The organism is Tabrizicola oligotrophica, assembly GCF_011008935.1.
In the GTDB taxonomy this organism is placed as follows: domain Bacteria; phylum Pseudomonadota; class Alphaproteobacteria; order Rhodobacterales; family Rhodobacteraceae; genus Tabrizicola_A; species Tabrizicola_A oligotrophica.
Genome location: NZ_JAAIVJ010000004.1, coordinates 15,735 through 41,139, shown reverse-complemented (window position 1 = coordinate 41,139; position 25,405 = coordinate 15,735). Strand labels below are relative to the sequence as shown.

29 protein-coding genes, 1 tRNA gene and 1 riboswitch are annotated in these 25,405 nt (G+C 65.3%); of the genes, 15 read left to right on the top strand and 15 right to left on the bottom strand.

Translation table 11 applies throughout. The annotated features are described in order from the left end of the window. Positions 1–19: 19 nt before the first annotated feature. On the top strand, positions 20–1,690 hold the full coding sequence (locus tag G4Z14_RS08785) for an NAD+ synthase (RefSeq protein WP_164624802.1): 1,671 nt from the start codon (positions 20–22) through the stop codon (positions 1,688–1,690). A gap of 63 nt (positions 1,691–1,753) precedes the next feature. Here G4Z14_RS08785 and G4Z14_RS08780 read toward each other — a convergent pair whose 3' ends face one another. The 4 genes from G4Z14_RS08780 to G4Z14_RS08765 form a co-directional block, all read right to left on the bottom strand. Beyond that, entirely contained in the window at positions 1,754–2,701 is a 948-nt protein-coding gene (locus G4Z14_RS08780; protein ID WP_164624800.1) for a 1-phosphofructokinase family hexose kinase, read from the bottom strand. Further along, complete coding sequence (locus G4Z14_RS08775; protein WP_164624798.1) at positions 2,702–3,292, bottom strand: hypothetical protein; 591 nt, start codon at positions 3,290–3,292, stop codon at positions 2,702–2,704. A gap of 146 nt (positions 3,293–3,438) precedes the next feature. Next, positions 3,439–4,353 carry an MBL fold metallo-hydrolase gene (locus G4Z14_RS08770; RefSeq protein ID WP_164624796.1) on the bottom strand — a complete coding sequence of 305 codons (915 nt, stop codon included), beginning with the start codon at positions 4,351–4,353 and terminating at the stop codon, positions 3,439–3,441. Between the two features lie 79 nt (positions 4,354–4,432). After that, positions 4,433–4,843, bottom strand: coding sequence for a metallopeptidase family protein (locus G4Z14_RS08765; protein WP_164624794.1), 411 nt, complete (start codon positions 4,841–4,843; stop codon positions 4,433–4,435). A gap of 161 nt (positions 4,844–5,004) precedes the next feature. On the opposite strand from G4Z14_RS08765, the gene gltX reads away from it, so the two are divergent. Continuing rightward, entirely contained in the window at positions 5,005–6,327 is a 1,323-nt protein-coding gene (gltX, locus tag G4Z14_RS08760; protein ID WP_164624791.1) for a glutamate--tRNA ligase, read from the top strand. A gap of 77 nt (positions 6,328–6,404) precedes the next feature. Then, complete coding sequence (locus G4Z14_RS08755; protein WP_227751620.1) at positions 6,405–7,748, top strand: MATE family efflux transporter; 1,344 nt, start codon at positions 6,405–6,407, stop codon at positions 7,746–7,748. A gap of 71 nt (positions 7,749–7,819) precedes the next feature. On the opposite strand, the gene G4Z14_RS08750 is transcribed toward G4Z14_RS08755, so the two are convergent. Continuing rightward, positions 7,820–8,029 carry a hypothetical protein gene (locus tag G4Z14_RS08750; RefSeq protein WP_164624789.1) on the bottom strand — a complete coding sequence of 70 codons (210 nt, stop codon included), beginning with the start codon at positions 8,027–8,029 and terminating at the stop codon, positions 7,820–7,822. Positions 8,030–8,270: 241 nt separating this feature from the next. Then, a riboswitch (glycine riboswitch) is annotated at positions 8,271–8,360 on the top strand. A gap of 135 nt (positions 8,361–8,495) precedes the next feature. On the opposite strand from G4Z14_RS08750, the gene gcvT reads away from it, so the two are divergent. From gcvT to G4Z14_RS08695, 11 genes are all read left to right on the top strand, one after another. Next, positions 8,496–9,629, top strand: coding sequence for a glycine cleavage system aminomethyltransferase GcvT (gcvT, locus tag G4Z14_RS08745; RefSeq protein WP_407703822.1), 1,134 nt, complete (start codon positions 8,496–8,498; stop codon positions 9,627–9,629). Positions 9,630–9,639: 10 nt separating this feature from the next. After that, positions 9,640–9,999 carry a glycine cleavage system protein GcvH gene (gene gcvH / locus G4Z14_RS08740; protein WP_164624787.1) on the top strand — a complete coding sequence of 120 codons (360 nt, stop codon included), beginning with the start codon at positions 9,640–9,642 and terminating at the stop codon, positions 9,997–9,999. A gap of 104 nt (positions 10,000–10,103) precedes the next feature. Then, on the top strand, positions 10,104–12,944 hold the full coding sequence (gcvP, locus tag G4Z14_RS08735) for an aminomethyl-transferring glycine dehydrogenase (protein WP_164624785.1): 2,841 nt from the start codon (positions 10,104–10,106) through the stop codon (positions 12,942–12,944). Between the two features lie 248 nt (positions 12,945–13,192). Further along, positions 13,193–13,900, top strand: a complete 708-nt coding sequence (locus tag G4Z14_RS08730) for an AzlC family ABC transporter permease (RefSeq protein WP_164624784.1) — start codon at positions 13,193–13,195, stop codon at positions 13,898–13,900. Further along, entirely contained in the window at positions 13,890–14,213 is a 324-nt protein-coding gene (locus G4Z14_RS08725) for an AzlD domain-containing protein (RefSeq protein WP_164624782.1), read from the top strand. The genes G4Z14_RS08730 and G4Z14_RS08725 overlap by 11 nt, the downstream gene beginning before the upstream one ends. 88 nt (positions 14,214–14,301) lie before the next feature. Further along, positions 14,302–14,631, top strand: a complete 330-nt coding sequence (locus G4Z14_RS08720; RefSeq protein WP_164624780.1) for a DUF3775 domain-containing protein — start codon at positions 14,302–14,304, stop codon at positions 14,629–14,631. A 63-nt stretch (positions 14,632–14,694) separates the two neighbouring features. Continuing rightward, positions 14,695–15,141: a thioredoxin TrxC gene (trxC, locus tag G4Z14_RS08715; protein WP_164624778.1), complete on the top strand. Its 447-nt coding sequence runs from the start codon at positions 14,695–14,697 to the stop codon at positions 15,139–15,141. Positions 15,142–15,209: 68 nt separating this feature from the next. Then, positions 15,210–16,586: a sensor histidine kinase gene (locus tag G4Z14_RS08710; RefSeq protein ID WP_164624776.1), complete on the top strand. Its 1,377-nt coding sequence runs from the start codon at positions 15,210–15,212 to the stop codon at positions 16,584–16,586. Continuing rightward, a complete protein-coding gene (locus G4Z14_RS08705) occupies positions 16,586–17,230 on the top strand; it encodes a response regulator (RefSeq protein WP_164624774.1) in 645 nt (214 codons plus the stop codon). The genes G4Z14_RS08710 and G4Z14_RS08705 overlap by 1 nt, the downstream gene beginning before the upstream one ends. 131 nt (positions 17,231–17,361) lie before the next feature. Beyond that, a complete protein-coding gene (locus tag G4Z14_RS08700; RefSeq protein WP_164624772.1) occupies positions 17,362–17,568 on the top strand; it encodes a hypothetical protein in 207 nt (68 codons plus the stop codon). A 139-nt stretch (positions 17,569–17,707) separates the two neighbouring features. Continuing rightward, positions 17,708–17,783, top strand: a tRNA-Ala gene (locus G4Z14_RS08695). Between the two features lie 470 nt (positions 17,784–18,253). Here the strand turns inward: G4Z14_RS08695 and G4Z14_RS08690 are convergent. From G4Z14_RS08690 to G4Z14_RS08680, 3 genes are all read right to left on the bottom strand, one after another. Then, complete coding sequence (locus tag G4Z14_RS08690; protein WP_164624770.1) at positions 18,254–18,475, bottom strand: hypothetical protein; 222 nt, start codon at positions 18,473–18,475, stop codon at positions 18,254–18,256. Positions 18,476–18,687: 212 nt separating this feature from the next. Then, complete coding sequence (locus tag G4Z14_RS08685; RefSeq protein ID WP_164624768.1) at positions 18,688–18,894, bottom strand: hypothetical protein; 207 nt, start codon at positions 18,892–18,894, stop codon at positions 18,688–18,690. Between the two features lie 35 nt (positions 18,895–18,929). Beyond that, the gene (locus G4Z14_RS08680; RefSeq protein WP_164624766.1) at positions 18,930–19,529 is read right to left on the bottom strand and encodes a hypothetical protein; all 600 of its coding nucleotides are present in this window, start codon (positions 19,527–19,529) and stop codon (positions 18,930–18,932) included. Positions 19,530–19,654: 125 nt separating this feature from the next. Between G4Z14_RS08680 and G4Z14_RS08675 the strand changes: the two genes are divergently transcribed. Further along, positions 19,655–19,885 (top strand): helix-turn-helix domain-containing protein, encoded by a 231-nt coding sequence (locus G4Z14_RS08675; protein WP_227751619.1) that lies wholly within the window; start codon positions 19,655–19,657, stop codon positions 19,883–19,885. Positions 19,886–20,086: 201 nt separating this feature from the next. Here the strand turns inward: G4Z14_RS08675 and G4Z14_RS19165 are convergent, their stop codons facing one another. From G4Z14_RS19165 to G4Z14_RS08645, 7 genes are all read right to left on the bottom strand, one after another. After that, complete coding sequence (locus G4Z14_RS19165) at positions 20,087–20,392, bottom strand: HGGxSTG domain-containing protein (protein WP_321573019.1); 306 nt, start codon at positions 20,390–20,392, stop codon at positions 20,087–20,089. 99 nt (positions 20,393–20,491) lie between these two features. Next, positions 20,492–21,661, bottom strand: a complete 1,170-nt coding sequence (locus G4Z14_RS08670) for an AAA family ATPase (RefSeq protein ID WP_164624764.1) — start codon at positions 21,659–21,661, stop codon at positions 20,492–20,494. After that, positions 21,658–22,518, bottom strand: coding sequence for a toprim domain-containing protein (locus G4Z14_RS08665; RefSeq protein ID WP_164624762.1), 861 nt, complete (start codon positions 22,516–22,518; stop codon positions 21,658–21,660). Before G4Z14_RS08665 ends, G4Z14_RS08670 begins: the two co-directional genes overlap by 4 nt. Next, complete coding sequence (locus tag G4Z14_RS08660) at positions 22,515–22,694, bottom strand: hypothetical protein (RefSeq protein WP_164624760.1); 180 nt, start codon at positions 22,692–22,694, stop codon at positions 22,515–22,517. The genes G4Z14_RS08665 and G4Z14_RS08660 overlap by 4 nt, the downstream gene beginning before the upstream one ends. Beyond that, positions 22,691–22,981 (bottom strand): hypothetical protein, encoded by a 291-nt coding sequence (locus tag G4Z14_RS08655; protein ID WP_227751618.1) that lies wholly within the window; start codon positions 22,979–22,981, stop codon positions 22,691–22,693. Before G4Z14_RS08655 ends, G4Z14_RS08660 begins: the two co-directional genes overlap by 4 nt. Positions 22,982–23,086: 105 nt before the next feature. Continuing rightward, a complete protein-coding gene (locus tag G4Z14_RS08650; protein ID WP_227751617.1) occupies positions 23,087–23,296 on the bottom strand; it encodes a helix-turn-helix transcriptional regulator in 210 nt (69 codons plus the stop codon). A 702-nt stretch (positions 23,297–23,998) separates the two neighbouring features. Further along, complete coding sequence (locus tag G4Z14_RS08645) at positions 23,999–25,216, bottom strand: tyrosine-type recombinase/integrase (protein ID WP_227751616.1); 1,218 nt, start codon at positions 25,214–25,216, stop codon at positions 23,999–24,001. Positions 25,217–25,405: the final 189 nt, after the last annotated feature.

Below are 25,405 nucleotides of genomic sequence, written 5' to 3'. Positions count from 1 at the left end.
GAATAACCGGAACGCGCACATGTCCCCCTCGTCCCAGACTACCTTTCGCCTGACCCTTGCCCAGCTCAACCCGACTGTGGGCGCGATTGAGGCCAACATCGCCCTGGCCTTTGACGCATGGGAACAGGGCCGGGCCGCAGGCGCGCAGATGGTGGCGCTGACCGAGATGTTCGTCACCGGCTATCAGACGCAGGATCTGGTGATGAAGCCGGCCTTTGCGGCGCAGGCCGAGCGCGCGGTGGGCGAGCTGGCCAGGCGGATTGCCGGTGGCCCGGCTTTGGGGATCGGCGGGCCGCATACGCGGGAGGGGCGGCTTTACAACGCCTATTACATTCTTGAGCATGGCCGGATTGCCGCGACAGTGCTGAAGCACGAATTGCCCAACGACGGGGTGTTCGACGAAAAGCGGATCTTCGCCAGTGCGCCGTTGCAGGGGCCTTATCGCGTCGGGCCGCTGCGCATCGGCTCTCCGATCTGCGAGGATGCTTGGCATTCCGACGTGTCCGAGACGCTGGGCGAAAGCGGGGCGCAGATCCTTCTGGTGCCGAACGGTTCGCCCTATCACCGGGGCAAGCCCTCGGTGCGCACCAACCTGATGGTGGCGCGGGTGGTCGAAACCGGGTTGCCGCTGGTCTATCTGAACATGGTCGGCGGACAGGACGATCAGGTGTTTGACGGCGCCTCCTTCGTGCTGAACCCCGGCGGCGCGCTGGCAGTGCAGATGCCGCAGTTCCTGCCCTGCGTCACCCATGTCGATTTTACGGAAACCGCCGAGGGCTGGCGCGCGAAGCAAGGGCTGATGGACAACCTGCCCCGCATCGTCGAGGCAGATTATCACGCCATGGTCATCGGCACGCGGGATTATCTGGCGAAATGCGGGTTCAAAAAGGTGCTGCTGGGCCTGTCAGGCGGGATCGATTCCGCGCTGGTCGCCGCGATTGCGGCCGATGCCATCGGCGCGGAAAATGTGCGCTGCGTCATGCTGCCGTCACGCTTTACCTCGCAAGCCTCGCTGGAAGATGCGGGCGAGGTGGCGCGCAATCTCGGGACGCGGCTTGACACGGTGTCGATCTCGGAGCCGCAGGAGGCGGTGGGCGCGGCCCTGGCCGATCTCTTTGCCGGAACCCAGCCGGGGATCACCGAGGAGAACGTGCAAAGCCGGCTGCGCGGGGTTCTCCTGATGGCGCTGTCGAACAAGTTCGGCGAGATGCTGCTGACCACCGGTAACAAATCGGAGATGGCGGTCGGTTACTGCACGATCTACGGCGACATGAATGGCGGGTATAACCCGTTGAAGGATATTTACAAAACCCGCGTGTTCGAAACCTGCCGCTGGCGCAACGATAATCACCGCGACTGGATGCAGGGCCCCGCTGGCGTGGTCATCCCGCCGCGCGTGATCGACAAGCCGCCCTCGGCGGAGTTGCGCGAGAACCAGAAGGATCAGGACAGCCTGCCGCCCTATGAGGTGCTGGACGACATCCTTGACGGGCTGATCGAGCGCGAATTGTCGGTGGCCGAGATCGTGGCCAAGGGTCATGACCGGGCCACGGTGAAGAAAGTGGAACACCTGCTTTACATCAGCGAATACAAGCGCTTCCAGTCCGCTCCCGGCACGCGGTTGACGAAAAAGGCGCTTTGGCTGGACCGGCGCTATCCCTTGGCGATGCGCTGGCGGGACGAAAGCTGAGCTGGCGGTGCCGGTCTTGCGGAACCTCGGCGGCAACAGGCGGCGCGTTGGTTCGACAGGCTTCTAAAGCGTCTCGATCCGGACGCCGGGCAGCAGCCGGGCCACATCTTCGGGCCGGCAGAGTTCGGTGGCCGGCGTCATCACCGCGGCGGCGGCGGCGGCGGTGGCCAGCGACAGGGTTTGCCGCCAGTCCTGCCCGCGCGCCAGTGACAGCACCAGCCCGGCGACAAAGCTGTCGCCCGCGCCGACGGCGCTGACCAGATCCACTTTCGGCGGCCGGGCGAAAAGGCGGGTGCCTCCGGTCACCAGAACATTGCCTTCGGCATTGCGGGCGACAAGAACGGCCTGCGCAACGCCGCCCTCCACCAGACGGCGGGCGAAATCTGCGGTGTCCTGCGCCGTCGTCAGCCGCGCTCCGGCGATGGCCTCGGCCTCGTTGCTGTCCATCCGCAGGATGGCAAGGCCGGGGATCGGATGGGCGACCGCCTCGGCCAGCGCCCGGCCCGAGGTGTCCAGCACCACCTGCATGCCGGCAAGCGCCGCGGCAAGCCGCGCGGGGAAGTCGGCAGGCACGCCGGGCGGCTGGCTGCCGGAGATCACCGCAAAGCCACCGGGCTGGGCCGCCTTGGCCAGATGGGCAAAGACCTGGGCCTGATCGCTGGCCTGCCATTCCGGGCCGGGCAGAAGAAAGCGGAACTGCCGGCCACTTGCCTCTTCGGTTACGGTCAGCGATTGCCGGGTTTCGCCGGGGCTTTCCAGCGGCTCGAACGTCACCCCCTCGGCCCGTAGGAGCCCCGCCAGTTGCGCCCCGGTCGCCCCGCCCAGGGCCACCAGCGCCCGCGACCGGCCGCCCAACCGCCCGATCGCGCGCGACACGTTCAGACCGCCGCCGCCGGGATCAAGCGTCGGCGCCCCGCAGCGCAGCTTTTCGCCCGCAACCACATGCGCGACATGGGTCGAGACATCCAGCGCGGGGTTCAGTGTCAGCGTCAGGATCGGGGTCTGCACCATTCACTCGACAAATTCGACAGTGTTTTCAAAGCTGCCGATCTTGGCGGAGTTCTTGTCGCGCAGCGTGGTCTGCAACACATAGCGCCCCGGCGGCACGCCAGTCAGATTGTAGGTCAGGTTGGCCTGAAACTCGCGGTTCGGATAGCGCGAGGTCAGGTCCAGCTCGGTCAGGTTCTGCAGGTCGCCCAAGACCTCGCCCGCCTCGGTCATCACCTTGAGATCGACGAAGAAGCCAATGGAATAAAGCCCCTCGCCGGGGCTGCCATAGCCAAAGCCCATCGGCTCGGCATAGATCAGCACCGGCTCGCCGATCTTGAACCTGTCGTCCGGGCGCGGATTGTAGATGCCATAGCCCGAGGCTGGCTCGGCAATCAGCACGGTCTCGCCGATGGCCAGCCCGCTGGTGGCCTCCCACGCCTTGCCGAACACCTCGCGCGCGGCGGCAACGGCGCCTGCGTCGTCGCCCGCGGCCAGAAGGCTTTCAACCTCGGCGGCCTTGTCGGCAATCTCGCCGGCATGGGCGGCGGGCGCGACGGCGGCGGCAAGGCTGAACAGGGCAAAGGCAAACGGGCGGGCAAATTGCATGGTCATGTCCCCAAAAGCGCCGCAGAACGGGCAACGGTGGGGCCATGATAGCGGCAGGCGGGGGGGCGGGCCAAGGGCCAAGATCACCGCCCGCCTCCGATGCCGGGCTGCACCGAGGGGCAGCGCCCCCCTTGCGTCGGCGCCCTGGCGGCTCACAGCATCAGCTGGTAGCTGGCCGGCACATAGCGGAAGCCTGCGCCCTGCGCCTCGACATAGCCGAGACCTGGAAACGGCATGTGATAGCCGATGAAGGGAATTCTGTCGGCCGCGACCATGCCGAATATCGCCTTGCGACTGGCCGCGGCGGCGGGTTTGTCGGCGTCAAACCGCACTTCCCAGTCGGGGTTGGCCAGTGACCAGACATGGTGATTGGCGGTGTCCGCCGTGATCGCCAACAGCTTGCCGCCGCTTTCCAGCATGTAGGCCATGTGCCCCGGCGAGTGGCCAAAGGCGGCCAATGCCGTGATGCCGGGGGCGACCGGGCCGCCATCGTCCAGCAGGGTCATCTTGTCGTTCAGGGGTCTGACCTTGGTGTCGAAGCCCTCGTTGCCCGCAGCGGACCAATGATTGTGCTCAACCGCACCCGTGACGTATCGGGCGTTGACAAAGGTTGGCCCCGCCGCGCCCATCAGCCCGCCGATGTGATCGCCGTGCATGTGGGTCAGCACCACGACGTCGACCTGATCCGGCGCGACGCCCGCCGCGGCCAGAACCGCGGTAATGCCGGCCGGATCAAGGCCGGTGTCGAACAGCACGAGCTCCGACCCGGTGTTGACCAGCGTCGGGGTGAAGAAGGTCATCGCGCGGTCGGCGGGCAGGAAGGCAGCCTGCGATGCGGCGGCGAATTCGTCGTCCGGGACGTTCAGCCCGAAGGTTTCGCGCGGCTTGTCATTCAACCGCGTGCCGGCAAGCAGTGTGGTCACCTCGAAATCGCCAAGGGCAAAGCGGTGGAAGCCGCCCTGGCGCGGGCCGAGCCTGTCGGCCCGCGCCAGGGCGGGGCCGGAAAGCGGCAGGAGCGGCAGGGCGCTGGCGGCAATCAGGGCGTGACGGCGGGTGAGCTGGGTCATCGGTCTTCTCCTGTGCGTGATCGGAGAAGGGTAGGGCGCGGGCCGCCGGTGTCGCCTCACGATCACGCGAGGCTGCGCGTTATTCCCACCAGGGGTCGATGCTGGCGATGTCCTCGTCCGACCAGCCGAAGTGATGGGCGAATTCGTGGATCACGACATGGGTAACCAGATCGACCAGCGCAATGTCGCCGCGTTCGATCCATTCCTCCAGGATCGGGCGGCGGAATAGCCAGACCGTGTCGGGCTGCAGCGGCTGGTCCGACACCGATTTTTCGGTCAGCGGAATGCCTTCGTATAGCCCTGTCAGGTCATAGGGGCTGTCGATGGCCATGGCCTCGAGCATGTCGTCGGGGGCGAAATCCTCGATGCGCAGCGCCACCTGCAGCGCCGCGGCCCGGTGCGGTTCGGGCAAGGCCAGCACCGCGTCACGGGCGAGCGCTTCGATGAGGTCAAGGGAAGGGGCGATGCTGTCGGGGGCGGGCAGGGTCATGGAACAAAGGGTAATCCGGCGGGGCGCAGGACGGAAGGGGCGATTTCCGCGTGGAAATCGCCTGCCTGAGTTCGTGCGACGTCCGGCAGGGCCGCAGGGCGCGCGAAACTGGACAATCGCGCCCCCTTGTGACAGGGAAGGGCGGTTCAAGGAGACTGCGCATGACCGTCACCCGCTTTGCCCCCTCGCCCACCGGCTATATCCACGTCGGCAACCTGCGCACCGCGCTGATGAATTACCTCATTGCGCGACAGACTGGCGGCACTTTCATCCTGCGGCTGGACGACACCGATCAGGAACGGTCGAAGCAGGAATACATCGACGGGCTGAAGCAGGATCTTGCCTGGCTCGGGATCCGCTATGACCGGATCGAGCAGCAGTCGAAGCGCATGGCGCGCTACGGCGAGGCGGCCGAGCAGCTGAAGGCGGCGGGCCGGTTCTATGAATGCTTTGAAACTCCGGTCGAGCTGGACCTCAAGCGCAAGAAATTGCTGAACATGGGCAAGCCGCCGGTCTATGACCGAGCCTCGTTGCACCTGACCGAAGAACAGAAGGCCGCCTACCGCGCCGAAGGGCGGCAGGGCTACTGGCGCTTCAAGCTGGATCTGGAGCGGATCGAGTGGAAGGACGGCATCATCGGGGACATCTCGATCGACGCCGCCTCGGTTTCGGACCCGGTGCTGATCAAGGCCGACGGGCAGGTGCTGTATACCTTCGCCTCCTCGGTCGATGATGTGGATATGGGGGTCACCCATATCGTGCGCGGCGCGGACCATGTGACCAATACCGCGACCCAGATCCAGATCATGAAGGCCCTGGGCGGCACGCCGCCGACCTTTGCGCACCATTCGCTTCTGACCGGGGCGCAAGGCGAGGAATTGTCGAAGCGGCTGGGCGTCCTGTCGCTGCGCGACCTGCGCGCGCGGGGGGTGGAGCCGATGGCGCTTCTGAGCCTGATGGCGCGGCTGGGATCGTCAAGGCCGGTGGAGCTGGCCGGGTCGATGGAGGATCTGATCGCGGGCTTCGACGTTGGCACCTTTGGCGCGGCGCCGACCAAGTTCGATGCCGAAGACCTGTTCCCGCTGACCCGCGCGCATGTGCAATCGTTGCCCTTTGCAGCGGTTCAGGAGCGCATCGCGGCGCTGGGCGTGCCGGCCGAAAAGGCCGAGGCGTTCTGGGCCGTGGCCAAGGGCAATATCACCGTGCTGGACGACCTTGCCGACTGGTGGGGGCTGTTCCGCGACGGTGCCGCGCCGCTTGTGGCCGAGGAAGATCGCGCTTTCGTGGCCGAGGCGCTGGCCCTGTTGCCCGCGCAACCCTGGACGACGGCAACCTGGGGCGAATGGACGGCGACGGTGAAGGAGGCGACGGGGCGCAAGGGCAAGGGGTTGTTCATGCCGCTGCGCAAGGCGCTGACTGGGCGGGAAAACGGGCCGGAGATGGCCGATGTGATGCCGCTGCTGACAAGACGGCCGGTGCTGTAACCGGCTGACACCCCGGGGTTTCACACCCCGGACCCCGTGGGATATTTGGGCCACATTGAAGGCCAGAGAGCTGCCAAATGGCTGGTCCGCTTCGTCAGGCGAAATTCGTGGATGGCAGTCTGATGCGGCACATCACGGTGATGTCGCTGACCTCGTCCGTCGGGTTGATGGCGATCTTCGCCGTCGATCTGATGAACATGGTTTTCATCAGCTGGCTGAAGGACGAGGAGATCACCGCGGCCATAGGCTATGCCGGCGCGATCCTGTTCTTCACCACGGCCTTCGGCATCGGGCTTTCGATTGCGGTTTCGGCGCTGGTGGCGCGGGCTGTGGGCATGCGCGACGTGGCGCTGGCGCGCGAGAAGGCGACAAACGGGCTGATCCTGGGGATCGGCCTCGGGGTGGTCTTTGCCGGGCTGGTCTGGGTGTTGCTGCCGGGCTTCGCCGGGCTTTTGGGGGCCACGGGGCGGACGCGGGATCTGGCGGTGCATTTTCTGGCGATCGTAGTGCCGTCGCAGCCGTTTCTGCTGGTGGGCATGATCGGCGGGGCGATCCTGCGCAGTCACGGTGACGCGCGGCGGGCGATGATGGCGACGGTCTGGGGCGCATTGGTGAATGCCGCGCTGGACCCGGTGCTGATCTTCGGCCTTGGCTGGGGGCTGACCGGAGCGGGGATTGCCTCGGTCGTCAGCCGAGTGGTGATTGCCGTCATGGCGCTGGTGCCGATCATCCGGCACCACGGCGGCTTTGACCGCCCCACGGCGCAAGGTGTTATGGCGGATGCGGCGCCGGTCTTTGGCATCGCAGGGCCGGCGATCCTGACGCAATTGGCGACCCCGGTGGGTCAGGCGATCGTCACGCGGATGGTGGCGGGGTTCGGCGAGGCGGCGGTGGCGGGCATGGCGATTGCCGGCCGTCTGACTCCGGTGGCTCTGGGGGTGATCTTCGCCATGTCTGGCGCGGTGGGCCCGATCATCGGGCAGAACTACGGCGCGGGCCGGCTGGACCGGGTGCGGCGGGCCTATCTGGATGCGCTGATCTTCACCGGCGTCGTGGTGGCCGTGACGACGGTGATCCTGTTTGCCCTGCGGGCGCCGATCGCCGATCTGTTCCACGCGACCGGCCTGACGCGCGAGCTGCTTTACCTGTTCTGCGGTCCCTTGTGTCTTTTGTTCTTCTTCAACGGCGCGATCTTCGTGGCCAATGCGGCCTGCAACAATCTGGGCGCGCCCTTTACCTCGACGGCGATCAACTGGGGGCGCCATACAGTCGGCACGGTGCCATTCGCCCTCTGGCTGGCGGGACCATGGGGCGCCGGTGGCGTTCTGATCGGGCAGGCGGCGGGGGGCGTGGTGTTCGGACTGATCGCCATCTGGCTTGGCCTGCGCACGATTGCCAGCGCCCGGTCCGCGTTGGAGTGAACTGCCCGCCTTGCCTGCGGTCAAGCACCCGCGGCCCGAGCTGAAGACCCTGCGGCGTCGGTCCGGTTGCCTTACGCGGAGCAGCTGACCTCATAAGCCGTGCTGCCCGGCGTGTTGCTGATGCGGTAGCAGTGTTGCACCCCGGCGTCATCGACGCAGGTCGCCCAGGACGTGCCGTCCCCCTGATCCATCCAATCGGTGCAGCTGGCCCCGGCTTGCGCCGCACTGAACACGGTCAACACGGCGGCAACGGCGAAAACAGACGCTTGCTTGCGGTGCATGGCTCGCTCTCCCTTTTGATCCACAGGCGGTTTCAGAACAAAGCCCGTGTAATCTATCCGTGACGCCGGGCAAAGCCTCCGCGGACACAGGGCAGCCCTTCGATCGTTCGCCAATGATGCCGCCTTTGCTCGAGGGGGTTTCGGGGGCGCCGCCGAATTCGATGGCGGAAATGCCGCAAATGTCTTGCATACTGTCGCATTCTTTTCACTGGACAGGCTTTGTGGCCTTGGGATAGCTAGGGGCGTCAGTTCGGGAGAATCCGGGGAAAGCCCGGTGCCGAAGGAGCAACCGCCCCGGTAAACTCTCAGGCGCAAGGACCGTTCTGGCACACAGACTCTGGAGAGTGGTGCGAAAGCATCCGCCGAAGGGATAACGATCTCAGGCGCCCATGCCGATGGTTTCGGCGGGCAAGGACAGAGGGGGCACCGAGGACAGGGGGACTGTCTGAACGGTGCCGGATTGCGCATTCCGGCGGAAAGTGGGGCGGCTTTGGCCGAGGAACTGCTGTATCTGGGTCTGAATGACCTGCATGTCGCCTTGGGCGGCAAGATGGTGCCCTTCGCGGGCTATTCCATGCCGGTGCAATATCCGGCCGGAGTGATGAAAGAACACCTGCACACCCGCGCCGCGGCGGGGTTGTTTGACGTCAGCCACATGGGGCAGGTGATCCTGCGCCCGAAAGGGGCTTACGCGGACACCGCGCGGGCCTTCGAGGCGCTGATGCCGGTCGATGTGCTGGGGGTGAAGCCGGGGCGGCAGCGCTATGGCCTCTTTACCAACGCCGAGGGCGGCATTCTCGATGACCTGATGTTCGCCAACCGGGGCGATCATATCTTCGTCGTGGTCAACGCGGCCTGCAAGCACGCCGACATCGCCCATATGACGGCGCATTTGTCGGGCGTCTGCGAGGTGATCCCGGTGACGGACCGGGCGCTGCTGGCGCTGCAAGGCCCGCAGGCCGAAACGGCGCTGGCGCGGCTGGTGCCGGAGGTTGCGGCGATGAAGTTCATGGATGTCGGCGTGTTTGGCGACATCTGGGTCAGCCGCTCGGGTTATACCGGCGAGGATGGCTTTGAAATCTCGCTGCCCATGACGCAGGCCGAGGGCTTTGCTCGAAAGTTGCTCGACATGCCCGAAGTCCTGCCGATCGGCCTTGGCGCCCGCGACAGTTTGCGGCTGGAGGCCGGGCTTTGCCTTTACGGCCATGACATCGACACCACGACGAGCCCGGTCGAAGCCGGACTGACCTGGGCCATCCAGAAGGCCCGCCGGACCGGCGGCGAGCGCGAGGGCGGCTTTCCCGGTGCGGCGCGCATCCTGCGTGAGCTGGCCGAGGGGCCGGCCCGGTGCCGTGTCGGCCTGCGCCCCGAGGGCCGCGCGCCGATGCGCGAACACACCGCGCTTTTCGCGGGCGATACCGCCTTGGGCGAAATCACCTCGGGCGGCTTCGGCCCGAGCGTCGAGGCCCCCATCGCCATGGGCTATGTGCCTGCGGCGCACGCTGAAATCGGCACCAAGCTGGAAGGCGAGGTGCGCGGCAAGCGGATGCCGGTGACGGTCGCCGCGATGCCTTTCCAACCCACAACCTACAAACGCTGAGGGACCCAAGATGAAATTCACCAAGGAACACGAATGGCTGCGCGTCGAGGGCGATCTGGTGGTGGTCGGCATCACCGAACATGCCGCAACCGCGCTGGGCGATGTGGTTTTCGTCGAACTGCCCGAAATTGAAACCCAGGTTGCCGAGGGCGACGAGGTTTCGGTGATCGAAAGCGTCAAGGCGGCCTCGGACATCCTCGCCCCGGTCGATGGCGAGATCGTCGCGGTCAACGAAAAGCTGACCGACAACCCGTCGCTGGTGAACGAAGACCCGCTGGGCGCCGGCTGGTTCTTCAAGATGAAGCTCGACGATCTGTCGGTGCTGGATCAGTTCATGGACGAGGACGAATACAACGAGCTGATCGCCTGATCGGTCGCAGCCGGAGTTTGGTACAAACTCCGGTCAATTTTCTGTGCCAGAAAATTGTCGGGCGGGAGCCGCCCGACCTTTCCCCCATTGCAAGAGGCAAGGCCATGACCTTCACGCCAACCGCTTACGATCCTTACGATTTCGCCAACCGCCGCCACATCGGCCCCTCTCCGGCCGAGATGGCCGACATGCTGAAGGCGGTGGGCGTGCCCTCGCTGGATGCGCTGATTGATGAAACTGTCCCGGCCTCGATCCGCCAGTCGATTCCTCTCGGCTGGGCGCCGCTGTCGGAACATGATCTGCTGGCCCGGATGCGCCGGGTTGCCAGCCGCAACAAGGTGCTGACCAGCCTGATCGGGCAGGGCTATTACGGCACTGTCACCCCGCCGGCGATTCAGCGCAACATTCTGGAAAACCCGGCCTGGTATACCGCCTATACGCCCTATCAGCCCGAGATTGCCCAAGGCCGGCTTGAGGCGCTTTTGAACTATCAGACCATGGTGGCCGATCTGACGGGCCTCGAGATTGCCAATGCCTCGCTTCTGGACGAAGCGACGGCGGCGGCCGAGGCGATGACCATGGCCGAGCGGGTGGCCAAGTCGAAGGCCAAGGCGTTCTTTGTCGATGAAAACTGCCATCCGCAGACCATCGCCGTCATCCAGACCCGGGCGCTGGCTCTGGGGCTTGAGGTGATCGTCGGCGCGCCGGAGGCCTTGGTGCCCGAACAGGTGTTCGGCGCGATCTTCCAGTATCCCGGCACCTGGGGGCATGTGCATGACCTGACCTCGGGGATTGCCGCCCTGCATGCTGCCAAGGCGGTGGCCATTGTGGCGACCGACCTTCTGGCGCTGACCATGTTGAAGGAGCCTGGCGCGATGGGCGCCGATATCGCCATCGGGTCGTCGCAGCGCTTTGGTGTGCCGATGGGCTATGGCGGCCCGCACGCGGCCTTCTTTGCCTGCAAGGACGAGCACAAGCGCAACATGCCGGGCCGGATTGTCGGCGTGTCGATCGACGCACGCGGCAACAAGGCCTATCGCCTCGCACTGCAAACCCGCGAGCAGCACATCCGTCGCGAGAAGGCCACCTCGAACGTCTGCACGGCGCAGGCGCTTCTGGCGGTGATGGCCAGCTTCTATGCCGTGTTCCACGGCCCGGTCGGCCTGCGCGCCATTGCCGAGCGGGTGCATTCGCTGACGGTGCGGCTGGCCAAGGCGCTGCGCGATGCCGGCGCCACCCTGCCGCCGAAAGCCTTCTTCGACACCATCACGGTCGAGGTTGGTGTCGGGCAGGCCGGTATTCTTGCCGCCGCCCGGCTGGAGGGGCTGAACTTCCGCAAGGTCGGCAGCGATCACGTCGGAATTTCGTTGGACGAGACCAGCGACGAGGATGTGCTGCGCCGTGTGCTGCGCGCGTTTGGCATTGCCGATGCGCCGCCCGTCGGGGCCGAACTTGGCTTTCCCGCCGAACTCTTGCGCACCAGCCAGTATCTGACCCATCCGGTGTTCCACATGAACAGGGCGGAATCGGAGATGATGCGCTACATGCGCCGGCTCTCGGACCGCGATCTGGCGCTGGACCGGGCGATGATCCCCCTGGGCTCCTGCACGATGAAGCTGAACGCTGCGGCCGAGATGATGCCGATCACCTGGCCCGAATTCGGCGCGCTGCATCCCTTCGTGCCGGCCGATCAGGCGCTGGGCTACCGCGAGGCGATCGAGGATCTGACGGCGAAGCTTTGCGAGATCACCGGCTATGATGCGTTTTCCATGCAGCCGAACTCGGGCGCGCAGGGCGAATATGCGGGGCTTCTGACCATCCTCGCCTATCACCGGGCGCGCGGCGACAAGGACCGCAAGGTCTGCCTCATTCCGGTGTCCGCCCATGGCACCAACCCGGCCTCGGCGCAGATGGCCGGGATGGAGGTGGTTGTCGTCAAGTCGATGCCGAACGGCGACGTGGACCTTGAGGATTTCCGCGAAAAGGCAACGGCGGCGGGGGGGCGGCTTGCGGCCTGCATGATCACCTATCCCTCGACCCATGGCGTGTTCGAGGAAACCGTCAAGGAGGTCTGCAAGATCACCCATGATCACGGCGGCCAGGTCTATATCGACGGCGCCAACATGAACGCGCTGGTCGGGTTGGTGAAACCGGGCGAGATCGGCGGCGATGTCAGCCACCTGAACCTGCACAAGACCTTCGCCATCCCGCATGGCGGCGGCGGTCCGGGCATGGGGCCGATCGGCGTGCGGGCGCATCTGGCGCCGCATCTGCCGGGCCACCCGGAAACCGGCGGCGCGGAAGGGCCGGTCTCGGCGGCGCCCTTTGGCTCGGCCTCGATCCTGCTGATCTCCTGGGCCTATTGCCTGATGATGGGCGGCGAGGGGCTGACGCAGGCGACGCGGGTGGCGATCCTGAACGCCAATTACATCGCCAGCCGGCTGAAGGGCGATTATCCGATCCTGTTCATGGGCAACAAGGGCCGGGTGGCGCATGAATGCATCCTCGACACCCGCCCCTTCGCGGAAAGCGGGGTCACGGTGGATGACATCGCCAAGCGCCTGATCGACAACGGCTTCCACGCCCCCACGATGAGCTGGCCGGTGGCCGGAACGCTGATGGTGGAGCCGACGGAATCGGAAACCAAGGCCGAGATCGACCGCTTCATCACCGCGCTTCTGGCGATCCGCGCCGAGATCAGGGCGGTCGAGGCCGGCGAGATTTCGTCCGAGGACAGCCCGCTGCGCCATGCGCCGCATACGGTGAACGACCTTGTGGCCGACTGGGACCGCAAATACTCGCGCGAGCAGGGCTGCTTCCCGCCGGGCGCCTTCCGGGTGGACAAGTACTGGCCGCCGATTGGCCGGGTCGACAACGTCTGGGGCGACCGCAACCTGACCTGCATCTGCCCGCCGGTCGAAAGCTATATGGAGGCGGCAGAGTAATCCGCCCCTTCTCGGGCGCCTTCGGCTTCTCGTCGGGGGCGTCTGGCCGGCCTTGCGCCCGCCGCATCTGTCGACCCGGATATTTGGACCACGTTGAAGGCCTTCAATGTGGCGAAAATATCCTGGGGGGTGAGGGCCAGCGGCCCGAGGGGGGCAAGGCCCCCCTGCTGCCCTCGGCTGACCGTGCGGTGGGCCGGGGAAAATGACCTTGCTTGCCTTTGGGCTGCGGATCGGACAGGTTGCGCGCCATGCAGACGGAACGCTCTTCAAACCTCGCCGACGGCCTGATCGCCGGTGCCCCCATCGTTCTGGGGTATTTCCCCATTGCCTTTGCCTTTGGCGTCGCCGCGACGGGGCACGGCCTGACTGGCTGGGAGGCCTTTGGCCTGTCGGTGATCGTCTATGCCGGCGCGGCGCAGTTTCTGGCGCTTGCGCTGGTGACATCCGGGGCGCCGGTGCTGGTCTCGGCCTTCACGCTGGTCGCGATGAACCTGCGCCATGTGCTTTATGGGCCGGCGCTGATGAAACGGGCCGGGCCGGTGGCGACGCGGCGGCATGCCTGGGCCTGGGCCTTCGGGCTGACCGATGAGGTGTTCGGCGCCGCCTTGGGCCAGCTTGCGCGGGGCCGGCAGTTTTCCGAGCCTTTCATGTTCGGCCTTGGCCTTGCCGCCTATGCCAGCTGGCTGAGCGGCACGGCGCTGGGCGCCTATGCCGGGGGCGGGGCGCTGCAAGGCTGGCCGGTGCTGGAGGCGGCTCTGGGTTTCATGCTGCCCGCGCTGTTCCTGTCGCTGCTGCTCTCCATTCTCAACCGGACGCAGCTGCCGGTCATCGCCGTGGCGGCGGTGGCGACCGTGGGCGTCACCCTCTTGTGGTCGGGCACGGCAGGCATTCTGGCCGGCATGATCGCCGGGGCGATTGCCGGGGTCATCGGGCTTGGAGGGCGCGATGCGGCTTGAGGTTTTGACACTGGCGCTGATCGTGGGCGCCTTCACCTGGGCGTTCCGTTATCTTCCGACGCGGGCGGATATTTCCCGGCTGCCGCAGGGCGGCCCCTTGGCGCGGTTTCTGGCGGCCACCGGCCCGGCGGCGATTGCCACGCTTTTCACCGCGTCGGTCGTGCCCTTTGTCCAGGGCGGTATGCCGCTGCCGCTGGGCCTTGGCTCCATCGCTGTTCTTGCAGTCTTTGGCGCCACGCGCTCGGTCGTCGGGGCCACCATGGCGGGGTCGGCGGCCTATGGGCTTGGGGTCTGGCTGCTGCCGCCGGGCTGAACCCTGCGGGCAGACCGCGCGCCTGATCTAGGTCAAGACAGCACCCCCCTTCCCGCGGTACAGTCGACGGGCGAACGGGAGAAGTGCCATGTCCGAGATCGATCTTGAAATCACGCCGGCCAAGGTGGTCCACATCATCTATCAGGCCCGCGAGGGGCAAGCGGCGTCTGCCGAGCTGCATGAGTTCATTGCCGCCCTGAACGACGACGAGAAGGCGCATCTGACGGCAATCGCCTGGATCGGGCGCGGCGCATTCGAAGCGGAAGATTTCACCGAGGCCGTGGAAACCGCCTATGCCGAAGCCACGACCCCGACCGAAAATTATCTGATGGGCATGCCGCACCTGGCCGAAAACCTGGAATCCGGGCTGGAGGCGCTTGGGGTCGATGTCTCGGGGGAAGAAGAGGATTTCCTGTGAGGCGCCCTTGACGCGCGGCCTTCGCCTTCCGATTTATGCGTAAAGATGAATGTGAGGCCCGCGATGAACGACGCTGTCAAACTGTCCTGCACCACCTGCGGCCAGATGAACCGGGTGCCGGTGGCGAAACTGGCCGAAGGGCCGAAATGCGGTGCCTGTGGCGATCCGCTGGCCGACGGCAAGGTCGCCGAGCTGGACGCCCGCTGTCATGACAAGGCGACGCGCGGCGATGAGGTGCCGCTTCTGGTGGATTACTGGGCGCCCTGGTGTGGCCCCTGCCGGATGATGGCGCCCGAATTCGCCAAGGCCGCGCAGGCGCTGAAAGGCCGGGCGCGGCTGGTCAAGCTGAATACCGAGGATCACCCCGACATCGCGGGGCGCGCGCGCATTCAGGGCATCCCGGCGCTGGTGCTTTACCGCGGCGGTCGCGAGCTGGCCCGGCTGGCCGGCGCAAGGCCCGCGGCCGAGATCGTGGCCTTTGTGCAAGGCCATGTCAGCGCCCGCGTATGATCGCACAGAAAATCCGCTAGGGGCGGGCGGTGCGGCCCGCTAGTCTTGCTGGAAACGGCGGGGGGCGGATGGACGATCTTTGGCGGCGCAAGGGCTGGGAGGGCCTGTCGCTGGCGCGGCAATTCGCGCTGGCAGGGGGTGTCGTCATGCTGGCGGCGACGCTTCTGGTCGGCTGGTTTGTCTCGGGCCGGATCGAAGAAGTGGTGGTCAGGAACACCGCCAATGCGACCGCGCTTTACATGGAAAGCTTCGTCGCGCCCCTGACCCAGGACCTTGCCCGCAGCGAGCGGCTGACCGAGGCAAGCCGGCGCAGCATCGGCGCGCTTCTGGCGGGCACGGCGCTGGGTCGCCGTGTCGTCAGCTTCAAGATCTGGCGCACGGGCGGGCTGCTGGTCGATGCCTCGAACACCGCGCTTGTGGGCCATACCTTTCCGCCGACCGAGAACCTGAAACTCGCCTGGTCCGGCGAGGTGCGGGCCGATTTCGAAGACACCGGCGACCCCGAGGATGCGCATGAGAATGCGCTGGGCGTGCCGTTGCTGGAAATCTATTCGCCGATCCGCGACATCGAGACCGGGCGCGTGATCGCCGTGGCCGAGTTCTATGAGGTGGCCACCCAGCTCAAGACCGATCTGGCGCGAGCCAGGCTGGCCAGCTGGGCCACGGTGGCCCTGGTGATGCTGGCGATCGCGGCAAGCCTGTTTGCCGTCGTGCTGCGCGGGTCGCGCACCATCGACAGCCAGTTGGCCGCGCTGTCCGACATGTCGGCACGCAATGTCGCGCTGCGGCTTCGGGTGCAGGGCGCGGCGGCGCGCTTTGCCGCGATGAACGACCAGACCCTGCGGCGCATCGGGGCCGATCTGCACGACGGTCCGGCGCAGCTTCTGGGCTTTGCCGCGCTGCGCCTGGACGCCTTGCGCAAGGCGGCAGGCCCCGAGGCCGGACCCGCGGTGGATGAAGTCGCCCGTGCCGTCAAGGATGCGATTGCCGAAGTCCGCACCATTTCGCGCGGGGTGTCGCTGCCCGACGTCGACCGGCGCTCGCTGGCCGATCTGGTGCAGGGGCTGGCCGATGCTCACAAAGCCCGGACCGGAACCGAGGTGCAGGTGGACGCGCACGTCGCCCCCGGGGTCGACCTGCCCGACGCGGTGAAGATCTGCGTCTACCGGTTCGTCCAGGAAGGTCTGAACAACGGCTGGCGCCATGCCGGGGGCAAGGAACAGGAGGTGCGGTTGCAGGTGACGGCGGATGAGCTGAGGCTTGCCGTGGCCGACCGTGGCCCGGGCTTTGCCGCGCCGCCACCCGGGGCCGGGGCCGATGGGACGACCCTCGGCCTTGCCGGACTGGCCGACCGGGTGGAAAGTCTCGGCGGCCAGTTCATGGCGCTGAACCGCGCGGGCGGCGGGGCGGAATTGGCAATGACGCTGGATTTGCGGGGGGTGTGATGGACAAGGCAATTCGTGTGGTGCTGGTGGACGATCACCCGATCTACCGCGAGGGCGTGGCCCGCACCTTGGCCGACGCGGGCGGCATCGACGTCGTGGGGCAGGCGGCCGATGGCGAGGCGGCGGTGGCGGTGGTTGCGGACTGCCGCCCCGATCTGGTGCTGCTCGACATCTCGATGCCCAAGGGGGGTGGCTTGCCGGCGCTGGCCCGCATCACCCAGCTGGCCGAACCGCCGAAGGTTGCCATGCTGACCGCCTCGGAAGAGGACGACGACCTTATGCAGGCCCTGCGGCTGGGCGCGCTGGGCTATGTCCTCAAGGGCGTTGGCGCGGGGGAACTGGTCGATGTGGTCCGGAGCATGGCCGAGGGGCAATCCTATGTCTCGCCGGGGCTGGCGGGGCGGCTTCTGATGGGCATGCGCGCGCGCGGTGGCGCCCCCGCCAATCCGCTGGAAGACCTGACCAGGCGCGAGGAGGACATCCTGCGGCTGGTGGCGCAGGGCCTGTCGAACCGCGAGGTCGGCCAGACGCTCGACCTGCAGGAAAAGACGGTGAAGCATTACATGACCGCGATCCTGCAAAAGCTGCATGTCAGGAACAGGGTCGAGGCGGCGATGCTGGCGCGCGAACATCTGAAAGGCTGACCATGGGCCGGTGGCGGCCGGACCAAGGTCCGTGACCGGCCCCAAAGATCGCAAGCCCTTGGTCCGTTATGGAGCAGGGCCGAATCGGGCAGGGTAGTTTCATCGAAACACCAATCCGAAAGGTCCCTGCGATGAAGCCCCTGATCCTGACTGCAACCCTCGCCGCGCTTGCCTTCACGCTGACTGCCCCGGTCAGCGCAGCCCCGAGGGCGACCGCCATCACCGCGCTTGAAACGACCCTGCAGACTGCCGTCGACAAGCGCCGCAAGCCCCGTGTCCCCGGCGGCTCGGGCTGTGACGACCCGGAAGACATCCTTGAGCATCCCGAGTGCGGCTGACCCGCTCCCCGCGTGCCGCCGGACCCAAAGGCGCGCGCGGGCGCCAAAGGCAGAGGGCGGGCCGCAATGCCCGCCCTTTCTCCCTCGCCGACCGCTTGACATTCGCCGCCGCATAGGCCAGATCACGCCTCAGGTCATTGGGGCAGTAGCTCAGTTGGGAGAGCGTATCGTTCGCAATGATAAGGTCAGGGGTTCGATCCCCCTCTGCTCCACCAATGACCATTGATCTTATTGTGAAAAATGGCAATTCGCGCGCCATACCCGCCTAAAAGCCCCCCATCTTGAAAACGCTTGGGTTAGATCGGTGTCGATCCAAGGCCGCCCTGCGCTGGGCTTGTGTCGTCGGCAAGTTCAAGGCTTGGGAAGGCGGCAAGGAAACGCGCCGCATCCTCTAGCGTCCTGAAATACACGGCGGTGCTTTCGGATCGGGGGCGGCCAGGGGAATGCATCGCGTAGCCATGCGGCCCGAGTTCCTTTGTTAGCCATCGGTGGGGGTCTATGCCCACCCCGGCAAAGCCAAAGCTCGGCACCCGGATGCAAGCCCGGATCGGCCAAGTTTTCTCGGCAAGGTCACGGGCGGGATAGATCGGCGGGTCATGGGGCCAGTCTAACAATCACTGCCCCGAATGCAAAAGCCCCGCACTGGGCGGGGCCTTTGGGTTATCTTAGGGCAAGCGGGCGGCTCTTATTCAGGCTTAGGCTTTGCCCTTGTCAGTTCCGCCCGTTGCAGCGCCTCTAAGGCTTCCACGATTTCCCCGGCCATTTCGGCCGCCATATCCAGAACGGAACCCCCGCCACAGTCCTCAAAGGTCTTGCCCGCGATTTGCTGGCCATCGGTGGCAAGCGACAGGATACGCAACAAGCTTTGCAGATCGTAGGCGCGATTGGTTGCCTCTTGCGCGTTCATGGCTGCACCACCCGGCAGGCAAGGCTTTCGGGGTTAAGGAAGGGGGTGGAAACCCACCCCGCGCGGTCGGCAGTCGTCATTTGGTCAATCCTTTCAGGGCAGGAGGTTGGTTTTGAGGAACAACGGTTCCCGGCGCTTCCATGCGGTCGCAGGGTCAAAGGCCCAATTCAGATTGATGCGAAGCGAAGCTGCGGCGCGAAGGGCAAGGCGGGTCATTGGCTACCCTCTTTCGGTTTGGCGGCATTGAAGGTGGAAAGCATGTCCAGCGCGACTTGCAGCAAGCCGGAAACATGGAAAGCGGCGGTGGCGGTCGGGCCCCCCTCGGGGCGAGCATGCGCCAGGTGGATCAAGTCCACAAAGTTGCGGGCGATGCTGATCTGATCGGCAATGTCGAGAAGGTCAGGCTTGGCTTCGGTCATGGGTGTTTTCCTTTCGGGGTCAGGTGGGGCGGCAATCAAGCCGCCCGGAAGCTATGGGTTGCGCCGTTCACCCGGATTTCGCGGATGGTGGCGAGATTGACAGATCGGGGCGCGCGCTTGTCAGCATCCCAGACGGGCAACAGGTGGGGGTGACGCTCGGCACGGGTGGCGGTGGCCTTCTTGCCTGCCTCGGTGGCGGTATCGCCTTTGACGTGGAATTTCAGGGCGGCGGGCTGCACCTTCATCGCGCGCTCGGTGCCATCGGCTTTCGTGAAAATCACGGTGCAGAAGCGGCCGCCGGCAGAAGCGATAAGCGCGCGCTTGGCGTCCAGATCGGCGGCGGCTTCGCTGTCCACGGCGGCGTGAAGGGCGGCTTGCGCTTCGGACAATTCCAGAAGGCCCGCATGCCCAAGAAAGTCGCGGTTCTCCAAATCGACAATCGCGGCGCGAATTTGGGGGATTGTCAGCGCCCCCCACTTGGCAGCACGGGCGGCGGCGCGCTGGGCGGCTTCGGCTGCAAGGCGCACTGCAACCTTCGCATTCCACCAGACCAGCTTAAGGGCGCGGGAAAGGCGCTGGCCCCAAGTCTCAGGGTTGCCAGCGAAGCGGCGGGCGATGGTCCAGGCTTCATTCATGATTGCGGCGCGGTCAAACATGGCAGCAACTCCGTTTGCGTTTTCGCTTACTGTGTTGTAGTTCTAATACAGGGTAAGCGCTTAGTCAACTACCACGTTAGCGAAAAGTGATACAGGGTATGCAAATGAAGCCGGAACAACTCCGCATGGCGCGCGCCGCCCTTCAAATCGGCGTGCGGGACTTGGCCGAATTGGCCGGAGTATCCTTCACCACGATCAACCGTTTCGAGACGGGAAAGAGCGGCTTGCAGCTTTCAACCGCAGAAGCCATCCGCAAGGCGCTTGAGGCCCAAGGCATCCAGTTCCTTGAAGCCGGGCAGGTGGCTACCGGGCCGGGGGTGGCGGTGAAGGGGTAGGCTCGCCCCAAGTTTGGGGTGACAGGGGGGCGGTCAAAGTCTGGCGCGTTTCCCCGCCCCGGACCCGCGTGCCCCTCATGAAGAGATTTTTTTTCTCCGCCTTGATTATCGGGGGTGCGAACCTTTGATTTGTTGTGCGGTGCGCACCGCCCGCGATGCCCGCAACAGCCCATGGGGCAGACGTGAAACCTTAGGGTAATCTTAGGGTGCCTTCCCGGCTTCCTCGGTGCGATATGCCGCCCAGCGCCTCACCTGTGCAGCCGCAATGCGGGCCAGTCCCTCGGGCGTCTTGGCCCCGGTGGATTTGCCGCCGTGAAGCTTGCAGCGGCGCTTGCCCGGTTCTGACTTGTTGCGGCATTCGCCCCCGGCGCAGCTTGCCAGATCGGCTTGGGTCAGTTTGGCAGCTTTGCGGAAAGCCCGCAAATCGGCCCCTGTGATTGCATCGCGAAGGTGGGTGCAGGTGGGTGCTTCGTTCCAGTCATATGCTTGCCACCACCACCACCCCACACCCCATAAGGGGGGGGTGGTGGGTGCAGGTTGCAGGCAAAAACCGCAGGTGGGTGCAAGGTGGTTGCAAGTGGGTGCAGGTGGGTGCAAACGCGGCCATCATTCCAGCCTTTCGGAAGGGTCATTTCGGCCGATTGTGATGCAAGAAACCGACTTGCGATTGGTGCCGATCGGCAGGTTTTCACGGGCCAAAACCCCGGTTTCCAGCCACGTCTTAAGCATCGCGGCAATCCGGGCTTTGTCGCTTTTCCTGCCCAGATCAAGGCCCAGAACCTCGGCCACAACCTTGCCTGCCCAATCGGTGGCCTGCACATTTTCGCGCGGGGCCGGGTCACAGGCAGCAATCGCAGCGCGCACCTTGCAGGCGTCGTTCACTGTCACCCCTGCGAAATGGTCGGGCCATGTCCAAGGCCGGATGGTGGCGATATTGGCCCCGTTGGCAATCTGCACACCCAGCTTTTCAAACCAGCGGTTCCGTTCGGAAGAAGGCGGGGCCAGGTTGGCTTCGGCTTCCCCGATGCGAAAGAAGCGCCGGAAGTCGTCAATGCCCGCCTGCACCCCTTCGGCTTCGGTCATGGGAAGTAGCAAACGATTGAACCGGGCTACCCCGCGAAGCGCAGAACCGCCCCGGCCATCGTCAAGCGTGGGGGTAATGCCGGGGGAAGCTTTTCGGGTATGGTGGACAAGACCAATCGCGGCCCCTGTGGCGGATGCAAGCGCCCGAATGCGCCCGCCCAGCGCTCGGAAGGCCTCGTTTGTCTCGGGGCTATGGCTCAGGTCTTGCAGCGGGTCAAAGACCGCAAAGGCGATGCCTTCGCGCCGGATCAGATCTTCAATGCACCTGAAGGCGGGTTCCACAATCTCGCCTTTCTCACCCCGGATCAACACAACCGGGTTTTGCGATGCCACCCCGGATTCGAGATAGAGGCGCCCCACGATTTCCGCTTGAGGAATGCCCCAGAGGTGCAGGACGGCGGCAACACGGGCTTGTAGCACCGCCAAATCATCCTCGGCGTTGTAGTAAAGCACCTTGATTGGGCCGGTCGGACGTGCCGTAAGGATGCCCCGCCCGGTCACGGCGTCAATCGCTTCACACAGGGCAAGAAGGCTTTTCCCGGTCTTGGGCGCGGCAAAGGTGACGCTCAGATACCCGGCGGCGTAGAAGTCGCTGTAGACAAAGCGCAGGCGCGGAATCGCCGCCAAGTCGATCTCTTCCCAAGCCCGGAAGGCGAAGGGCGCGAAAGGGATTATCTTCTGGGCGGTGGTCAAGCGGCTTCCCCTTTTCTCAGAACGTCATTCCAGTCTTGCCCCTCGGGCGCGGGCAACAGCGACACTTGCCAGCCCAGCGCATAGGCCCGCTCGGCAAGGGCGGTTGCAGCTTCGCGGCCTGGTGCGTCCCCATCGGCGGCGATAATCAGCGCCCCCAGATCGGCGGGCAGGTGTAGCGCGCGAAGGCCAGAGGTGGACAAGGCCGCCCAGACCGCCGCAGGGCCGTCCAGAAGGCCGCTCAGAAGGCTTAGGCCTGTCTCGATACCCTCACACACCACCAGCGGCCCCGGCCCTTCTGAAAGGGCTACAGCGCCCCCGGCGCAAGGCCCCTGCATCATCTTGGCATTGCCCGCGATGCGGCCCCCGGCCTTGTCAAAGAAGGTGCGATGAATGCCCCCGGTGGAAACATCCGCGACCATGGCCGAAAGCCATCGCCCAGAAGGCCCGTGGAAGGTATCAGCCGCCCAGCGCAAGGAAGGCGGCAAGGGGCAGGTGACGCCCCGGCCCCGCAAATAGGCTTCCCCCTTGGTGCCCCAGATCGGGGCGCTAGAGGCCCAAAGCGTGCGCGCCTTGGCCCGTTGCTCGGCTGCATAGGCTTTGCGCTGGGCGTCGGCTTTTCGGGCTTCCGCGGGGTCATGGCGCAGGGCTTCGGGCGGCAAGCCTGCGGCCTTCACAATGTCGCGGAAGTCGCACCCGGTCTTGTGGCAATAGGCCAGAAGGTGCCCGCCCTCGGACCGGATCGAAAGCCCGCGCTGATCGGAGCGCCGCTCGGGCTGGCAAACCGGGCAGGGGGCGTTGCCGTGATGCCCCCGCCACTGCCCGCCAAGGACGCGAACAAGCTCTTGTGCCTCGCTCATCCCTGGCCCTCTCGGTGATAGCCGCGCAGGGCCTCGGCCAAGGCCCGGACAATGACCGGCAGGTAGTGTTTATTGCACTTCGCTATCAGGACGTTGTCCATCCGGCGCCAGATCAGGGCGGTTGACCCCTCATAGGTGATGCGAAAGGGCGACGGTGGGTATTGCGGTTCGGTCATTTCGCATCGCCTTTCCGCCTGTCGGCAAGCCCTTTGGCGCTGGGCGGAAACCGCAGCGCGGCCCGGTCAGCGCCGGGCTGCAGCTTGTAGCAGGCCCGGTTTTCCGGCCCGACATACTCGGTCGAGATGGGCCAGCCGTAGCGGTGTTTCAGGCGGTGAACGATTGCCGCCAGTCGCCAGCCTTGCGCCTCGATGATTTCGTCACTGTGCCCGATGGTGCGCCCGGATAGCAGCGCCTCACAGGCCCAGCTCACCTGCGACGGATCGGAAAAGGTCAGATCGTGCATGTTGCCCTCTGGCATTGATGCCGGGGCCGGGGTGCGCTATCCTTGGGGCCTGTCCGCCGTCCAAACGAATAGAAGCCGTCACCCTCGCCCGGTGGCGGTTTTCGTTTAGGCGGCGGCGGTCTGCGCGGCTTCCCATGCGGCAACATCCGCCCAGCGCCAACGGGTCATCTGCGGCGAAAGCTTTACGGGGGCCGGGAAACCATTGCGCTTCACCCACCCCCAGATGGTGGCCTTGTTCACCCCGAAATGGGCTGCAAGGGCGGCGTCGGTGGCATAGGCCGGGCGGTCAGTCGGGTTGGAAATCTGCTTGGGCATTGGTGCATCCATCCTTCAACGGTGGTTGATGGGATGCAATTTCTGCGAAACGCTGCTGCAGGGGGATTGCGGAACAACGCTAGAAGTTAAAGCACAAACCTTGCGCTTGTTGCCAAACGTCTCGCGCTGTTTGCTCAGTTCGGGCCGTGCTTGCGTGCAGAACGGCTATTTCAGACCAAGATGCGCCATCAGCTCGGGCGTCTAGAGTTCGCAAATAGCCCAGCCATTTAGCTGGGTGCTTACGCCGTTGAACAAGCCGCCCATGCAAATGCTTCTGCATCAACTCCAGCGACCTCTGGGCCCTCGCAAGCTGGGCCTCAATCGGCTTGTCCAAGTCGAAGCAGAACACCGCGCCGTTTGTTGCAGGCGTCCAAATCTCGACAGATGAAGGCCCCGGCTCCCAAGGGCGGCTTGGGTGCATCCCGCTATCATCCGCAAATATTGCCTCTTCGTCGTGGTCGGAAATGCGCGGGTCTGGCAACCAGTATTTGTAACCGAACGGCGATGCGGTTGGCATGCAGTTCGGCGGGATTCCTTCAAGCATGAAGGCGTTTCCAGGGTTTAGTTGCGCCGCCACCTTGTCATACCATTCACGTAGATCAGGGCGACGACGATAAAACTCCCACCGCCATCTAAAAATGCTCCAAGCGGTAGTATGTCCATAGGCGGCGGGGTCGCGCCAGTCAGGGATTCCCCAAGCGTTCAAACCCCAATCCTCACAACTTTGCCCGACACTTTGGCCCCGGCAAGATACCCCGCCCAATCGGCCATCATGCGGCGGCGCTTCTCGATCATGTCGCCCCGGCGATAGGCGGCTTCGACCGCGTTGCTGATCCGGTGCGCCAAGGCCACCTCGGCCATTTCGCCGGGGAAGGTGGTGCGCTCGGCCACCCAATCGCGGAAGGTGCTGCGAAGGCCATGCGGCACGGCGGGGCGCTTGTTCACGCGGTCCAGAAAGCCGTGGCGCTCGGCCTCAATCTCGGCCTCATGAATGCGCCGCATAGTGGCGCTTAGGGTCATGTCGGACAGCTGCCCGCCCTTGGCCGATGGAAACACCATGTCGCACCCGTCCAGCCTCGGCAGGGCCTTCAACAGCGCCACGGCGGCGGCAGGCAGGGGCACCCGATGTTCCCGGCCCATCTTCATCCGCTCGGCAGGAATGACCCACAAGTCGCGCTCCAAGTCGATCTCTGCCCAGATCGCGCCTCGCACTTCCCCGGATCGGGCGGCGGTCAGGGCGGCAAATTCCAAGGCCCGTGCGCCAAAGCCTTCGCGGCCTTGAATGGCGGCAAACCAGCGCGGGGCGTCGTCAAGGCTCAGGGCTGGTTGATTGCTTTGCGTCTTGATCTTGGAAGGCGCGGGGAGAAGTTCCTTCAGGTTGCCAGCCCAGCGCGCGGGGTTGTCGCCTGCCCGGTGGCCCGAGACGGTTGCCCAAGACAGAACCGCCTCAATCCGCCCGCGAAGGCGGGATGCGGTTTCGGTGCGGTCAGCCCAGATCGGGTGCAGCACTTGCAGCACGTCTTGCACGGTGATTTCCGAGACGGGCAACTTTCCCAAGACCGGGTAGGCAAGTTGCTCTAGGGTCGCGCGCCATTGGTAGCGGTGTTTCTCATTCCTGTATGCGTCCAGCTTCGCGGCAAGGTAGTGGCTAGCCGCATCAGCAAAGGTCAGGCCCTTGCGCTGGGCGGTGGCCAAGGCGGCGCGGGCGGCTTTGCGCTCGGCCATGGGGTCAATGCCGCGTTCGATCTTGTCACGGGCTTCGCGTGCCTTGTCGCGAGCTTGGGCAAGGGTCACGGTCGGGAAGCCGCCCAAGCCAATCTCGGCCCGCTTGCCACCCATCGCCACGCGCAAAATCCAAGTCTTGCCGCCCTTGGGGGTGATTTGCATGTAAAGGCCCGAGACACCACCCACGGGAAGCATGGTGTTTCCCTTGCCCCCTGCATGGACTGCCCGCTTTACGTCCAGCGGTCCGAGTTCCTTGGCAACGCGCGGCATTTTATAGCCCCCATCTTACCCACCTAAGAATATAGCGCTTGAGGTCATGGGATGCAATGGCATGCGACTTTGTTAGATATTTTCTGCCTGTATTTTATTGAGTTAGATATTGTC

What these genes read in the sequence shown, in the direction of transcription:
- G4Z14_RS08785 (WP_164624802.1), top strand. Translation starts at nt 20, where the DNA reads ATGTCCCCCTCGTCCCAGACTACCTTTCGCCTGACCCTTGCCCAGCTC.
- G4Z14_RS08780 (WP_164624800.1), bottom strand. Translation starts at nt 2,701, where the DNA reads ATGGTGCAGACCCCGATCCTGACGCTGACACTGAACCCCGCGCTGGAT.
- G4Z14_RS08775 (WP_164624798.1), bottom strand. Translation starts at nt 3,292, where the DNA reads ATGACCATGCAATTTGCCCGCCCGTTTGCCTTTGCCCTGTTCAGCCTT.
- G4Z14_RS08770 (WP_164624796.1), bottom strand. Translation starts at nt 4,353, where the DNA reads ATGACCCAGCTCACCCGCCGTCACGCCCTGATTGCCGCCAGCGCCCTG.
- G4Z14_RS08765 (WP_164624794.1), bottom strand. Translation starts at nt 4,843, where the DNA reads ATGACCCTGCCCGCCCCCGACAGCATCGCCCCTTCCCTTGACCTCATC.
- gltX (WP_164624791.1), top strand. Translation starts at nt 5,005, where the DNA reads ATGACCGTCACCCGCTTTGCCCCCTCGCCCACCGGCTATATCCACGTC.
- G4Z14_RS08755 (WP_227751620.1), top strand. Translation starts at nt 6,405, where the DNA reads ATGGCTGGTCCGCTTCGTCAGGCGAAATTCGTGGATGGCAGTCTGATG.
- G4Z14_RS08750 (WP_164624789.1), bottom strand. Translation starts at nt 8,029, where the DNA reads ATGCACCGCAAGCAAGCGTCTGTTTTCGCCGTTGCCGCCGTGTTGACC.
- gcvH (WP_164624787.1), top strand. Translation starts at nt 9,640, where the DNA reads ATGAAATTCACCAAGGAACACGAATGGCTGCGCGTCGAGGGCGATCTG.
- gcvP (WP_164624785.1), top strand. Translation starts at nt 10,104, where the DNA reads ATGACCTTCACGCCAACCGCTTACGATCCTTACGATTTCGCCAACCGC.
- G4Z14_RS08730 (WP_164624784.1), top strand. Translation starts at nt 13,193, where the DNA reads ATGCAGACGGAACGCTCTTCAAACCTCGCCGACGGCCTGATCGCCGGT.
- G4Z14_RS08725 (WP_164624782.1), top strand. Translation starts at nt 13,890, where the DNA reads ATGCGGCTTGAGGTTTTGACACTGGCGCTGATCGTGGGCGCCTTCACC.
- G4Z14_RS08720 (WP_164624780.1), top strand. Translation starts at nt 14,302, where the DNA reads ATGTCCGAGATCGATCTTGAAATCACGCCGGCCAAGGTGGTCCACATC.
- trxC (WP_164624778.1), top strand. Translation starts at nt 14,695, where the DNA reads ATGAACGACGCTGTCAAACTGTCCTGCACCACCTGCGGCCAGATGAAC.
- G4Z14_RS08710 (WP_164624776.1), top strand. Translation starts at nt 15,210, where the DNA reads ATGGACGATCTTTGGCGGCGCAAGGGCTGGGAGGGCCTGTCGCTGGCG.
- G4Z14_RS08705 (WP_164624774.1), top strand. Translation starts at nt 16,586, where the DNA reads ATGGACAAGGCAATTCGTGTGGTGCTGGTGGACGATCACCCGATCTAC.
- G4Z14_RS08700 (WP_164624772.1), top strand. Translation starts at nt 17,362, where the DNA reads ATGAAGCCCCTGATCCTGACTGCAACCCTCGCCGCGCTTGCCTTCACG.
- G4Z14_RS08690 (WP_164624770.1), bottom strand. Translation starts at nt 18,475, where the DNA reads ATGAACGCGCAAGAGGCAACCAATCGCGCCTACGATCTGCAAAGCTTG.
- G4Z14_RS08685 (WP_164624768.1), bottom strand. Translation starts at nt 18,894, where the DNA reads ATGACCGAAGCCAAGCCTGACCTTCTCGACATTGCCGATCAGATCAGC.
- G4Z14_RS08680 (WP_164624766.1), bottom strand. Translation starts at nt 19,529, where the DNA reads ATGAATGAAGCCTGGACCATCGCCCGCCGCTTCGCTGGCAACCCTGAG.
- G4Z14_RS08675 (WP_227751619.1), top strand. Translation starts at nt 19,655, where the DNA reads ATGAAGCCGGAACAACTCCGCATGGCGCGCGCCGCCCTTCAAATCGGC.
- G4Z14_RS08665 (WP_164624762.1), bottom strand. Translation starts at nt 22,518, where the DNA reads ATGAGCGAGGCACAAGAGCTTGTTCGCGTCCTTGGCGGGCAGTGGCGG.
- G4Z14_RS08660 (WP_164624760.1), bottom strand. Translation starts at nt 22,694, where the DNA reads ATGACCGAACCGCAATACCCACCGTCGCCCTTTCGCATCACCTATGAG.
- G4Z14_RS08655 (WP_227751618.1), bottom strand. Translation starts at nt 22,981, where the DNA reads ATGCACGATCTGACCTTTTCCGATCCGTCGCAGGTGAGCTGGGCCTGT.
- G4Z14_RS08650 (WP_227751617.1), bottom strand. Translation starts at nt 23,296, where the DNA reads ATGCCCAAGCAGATTTCCAACCCGACTGACCGCCCGGCCTATGCCACC.
- G4Z14_RS08645 (WP_227751616.1), bottom strand. Translation starts at nt 25,216, where the DNA reads ATGCTTCCCGTGGGTGGTGTCTCGGGCCTTTACATGCAAATCACCCCC.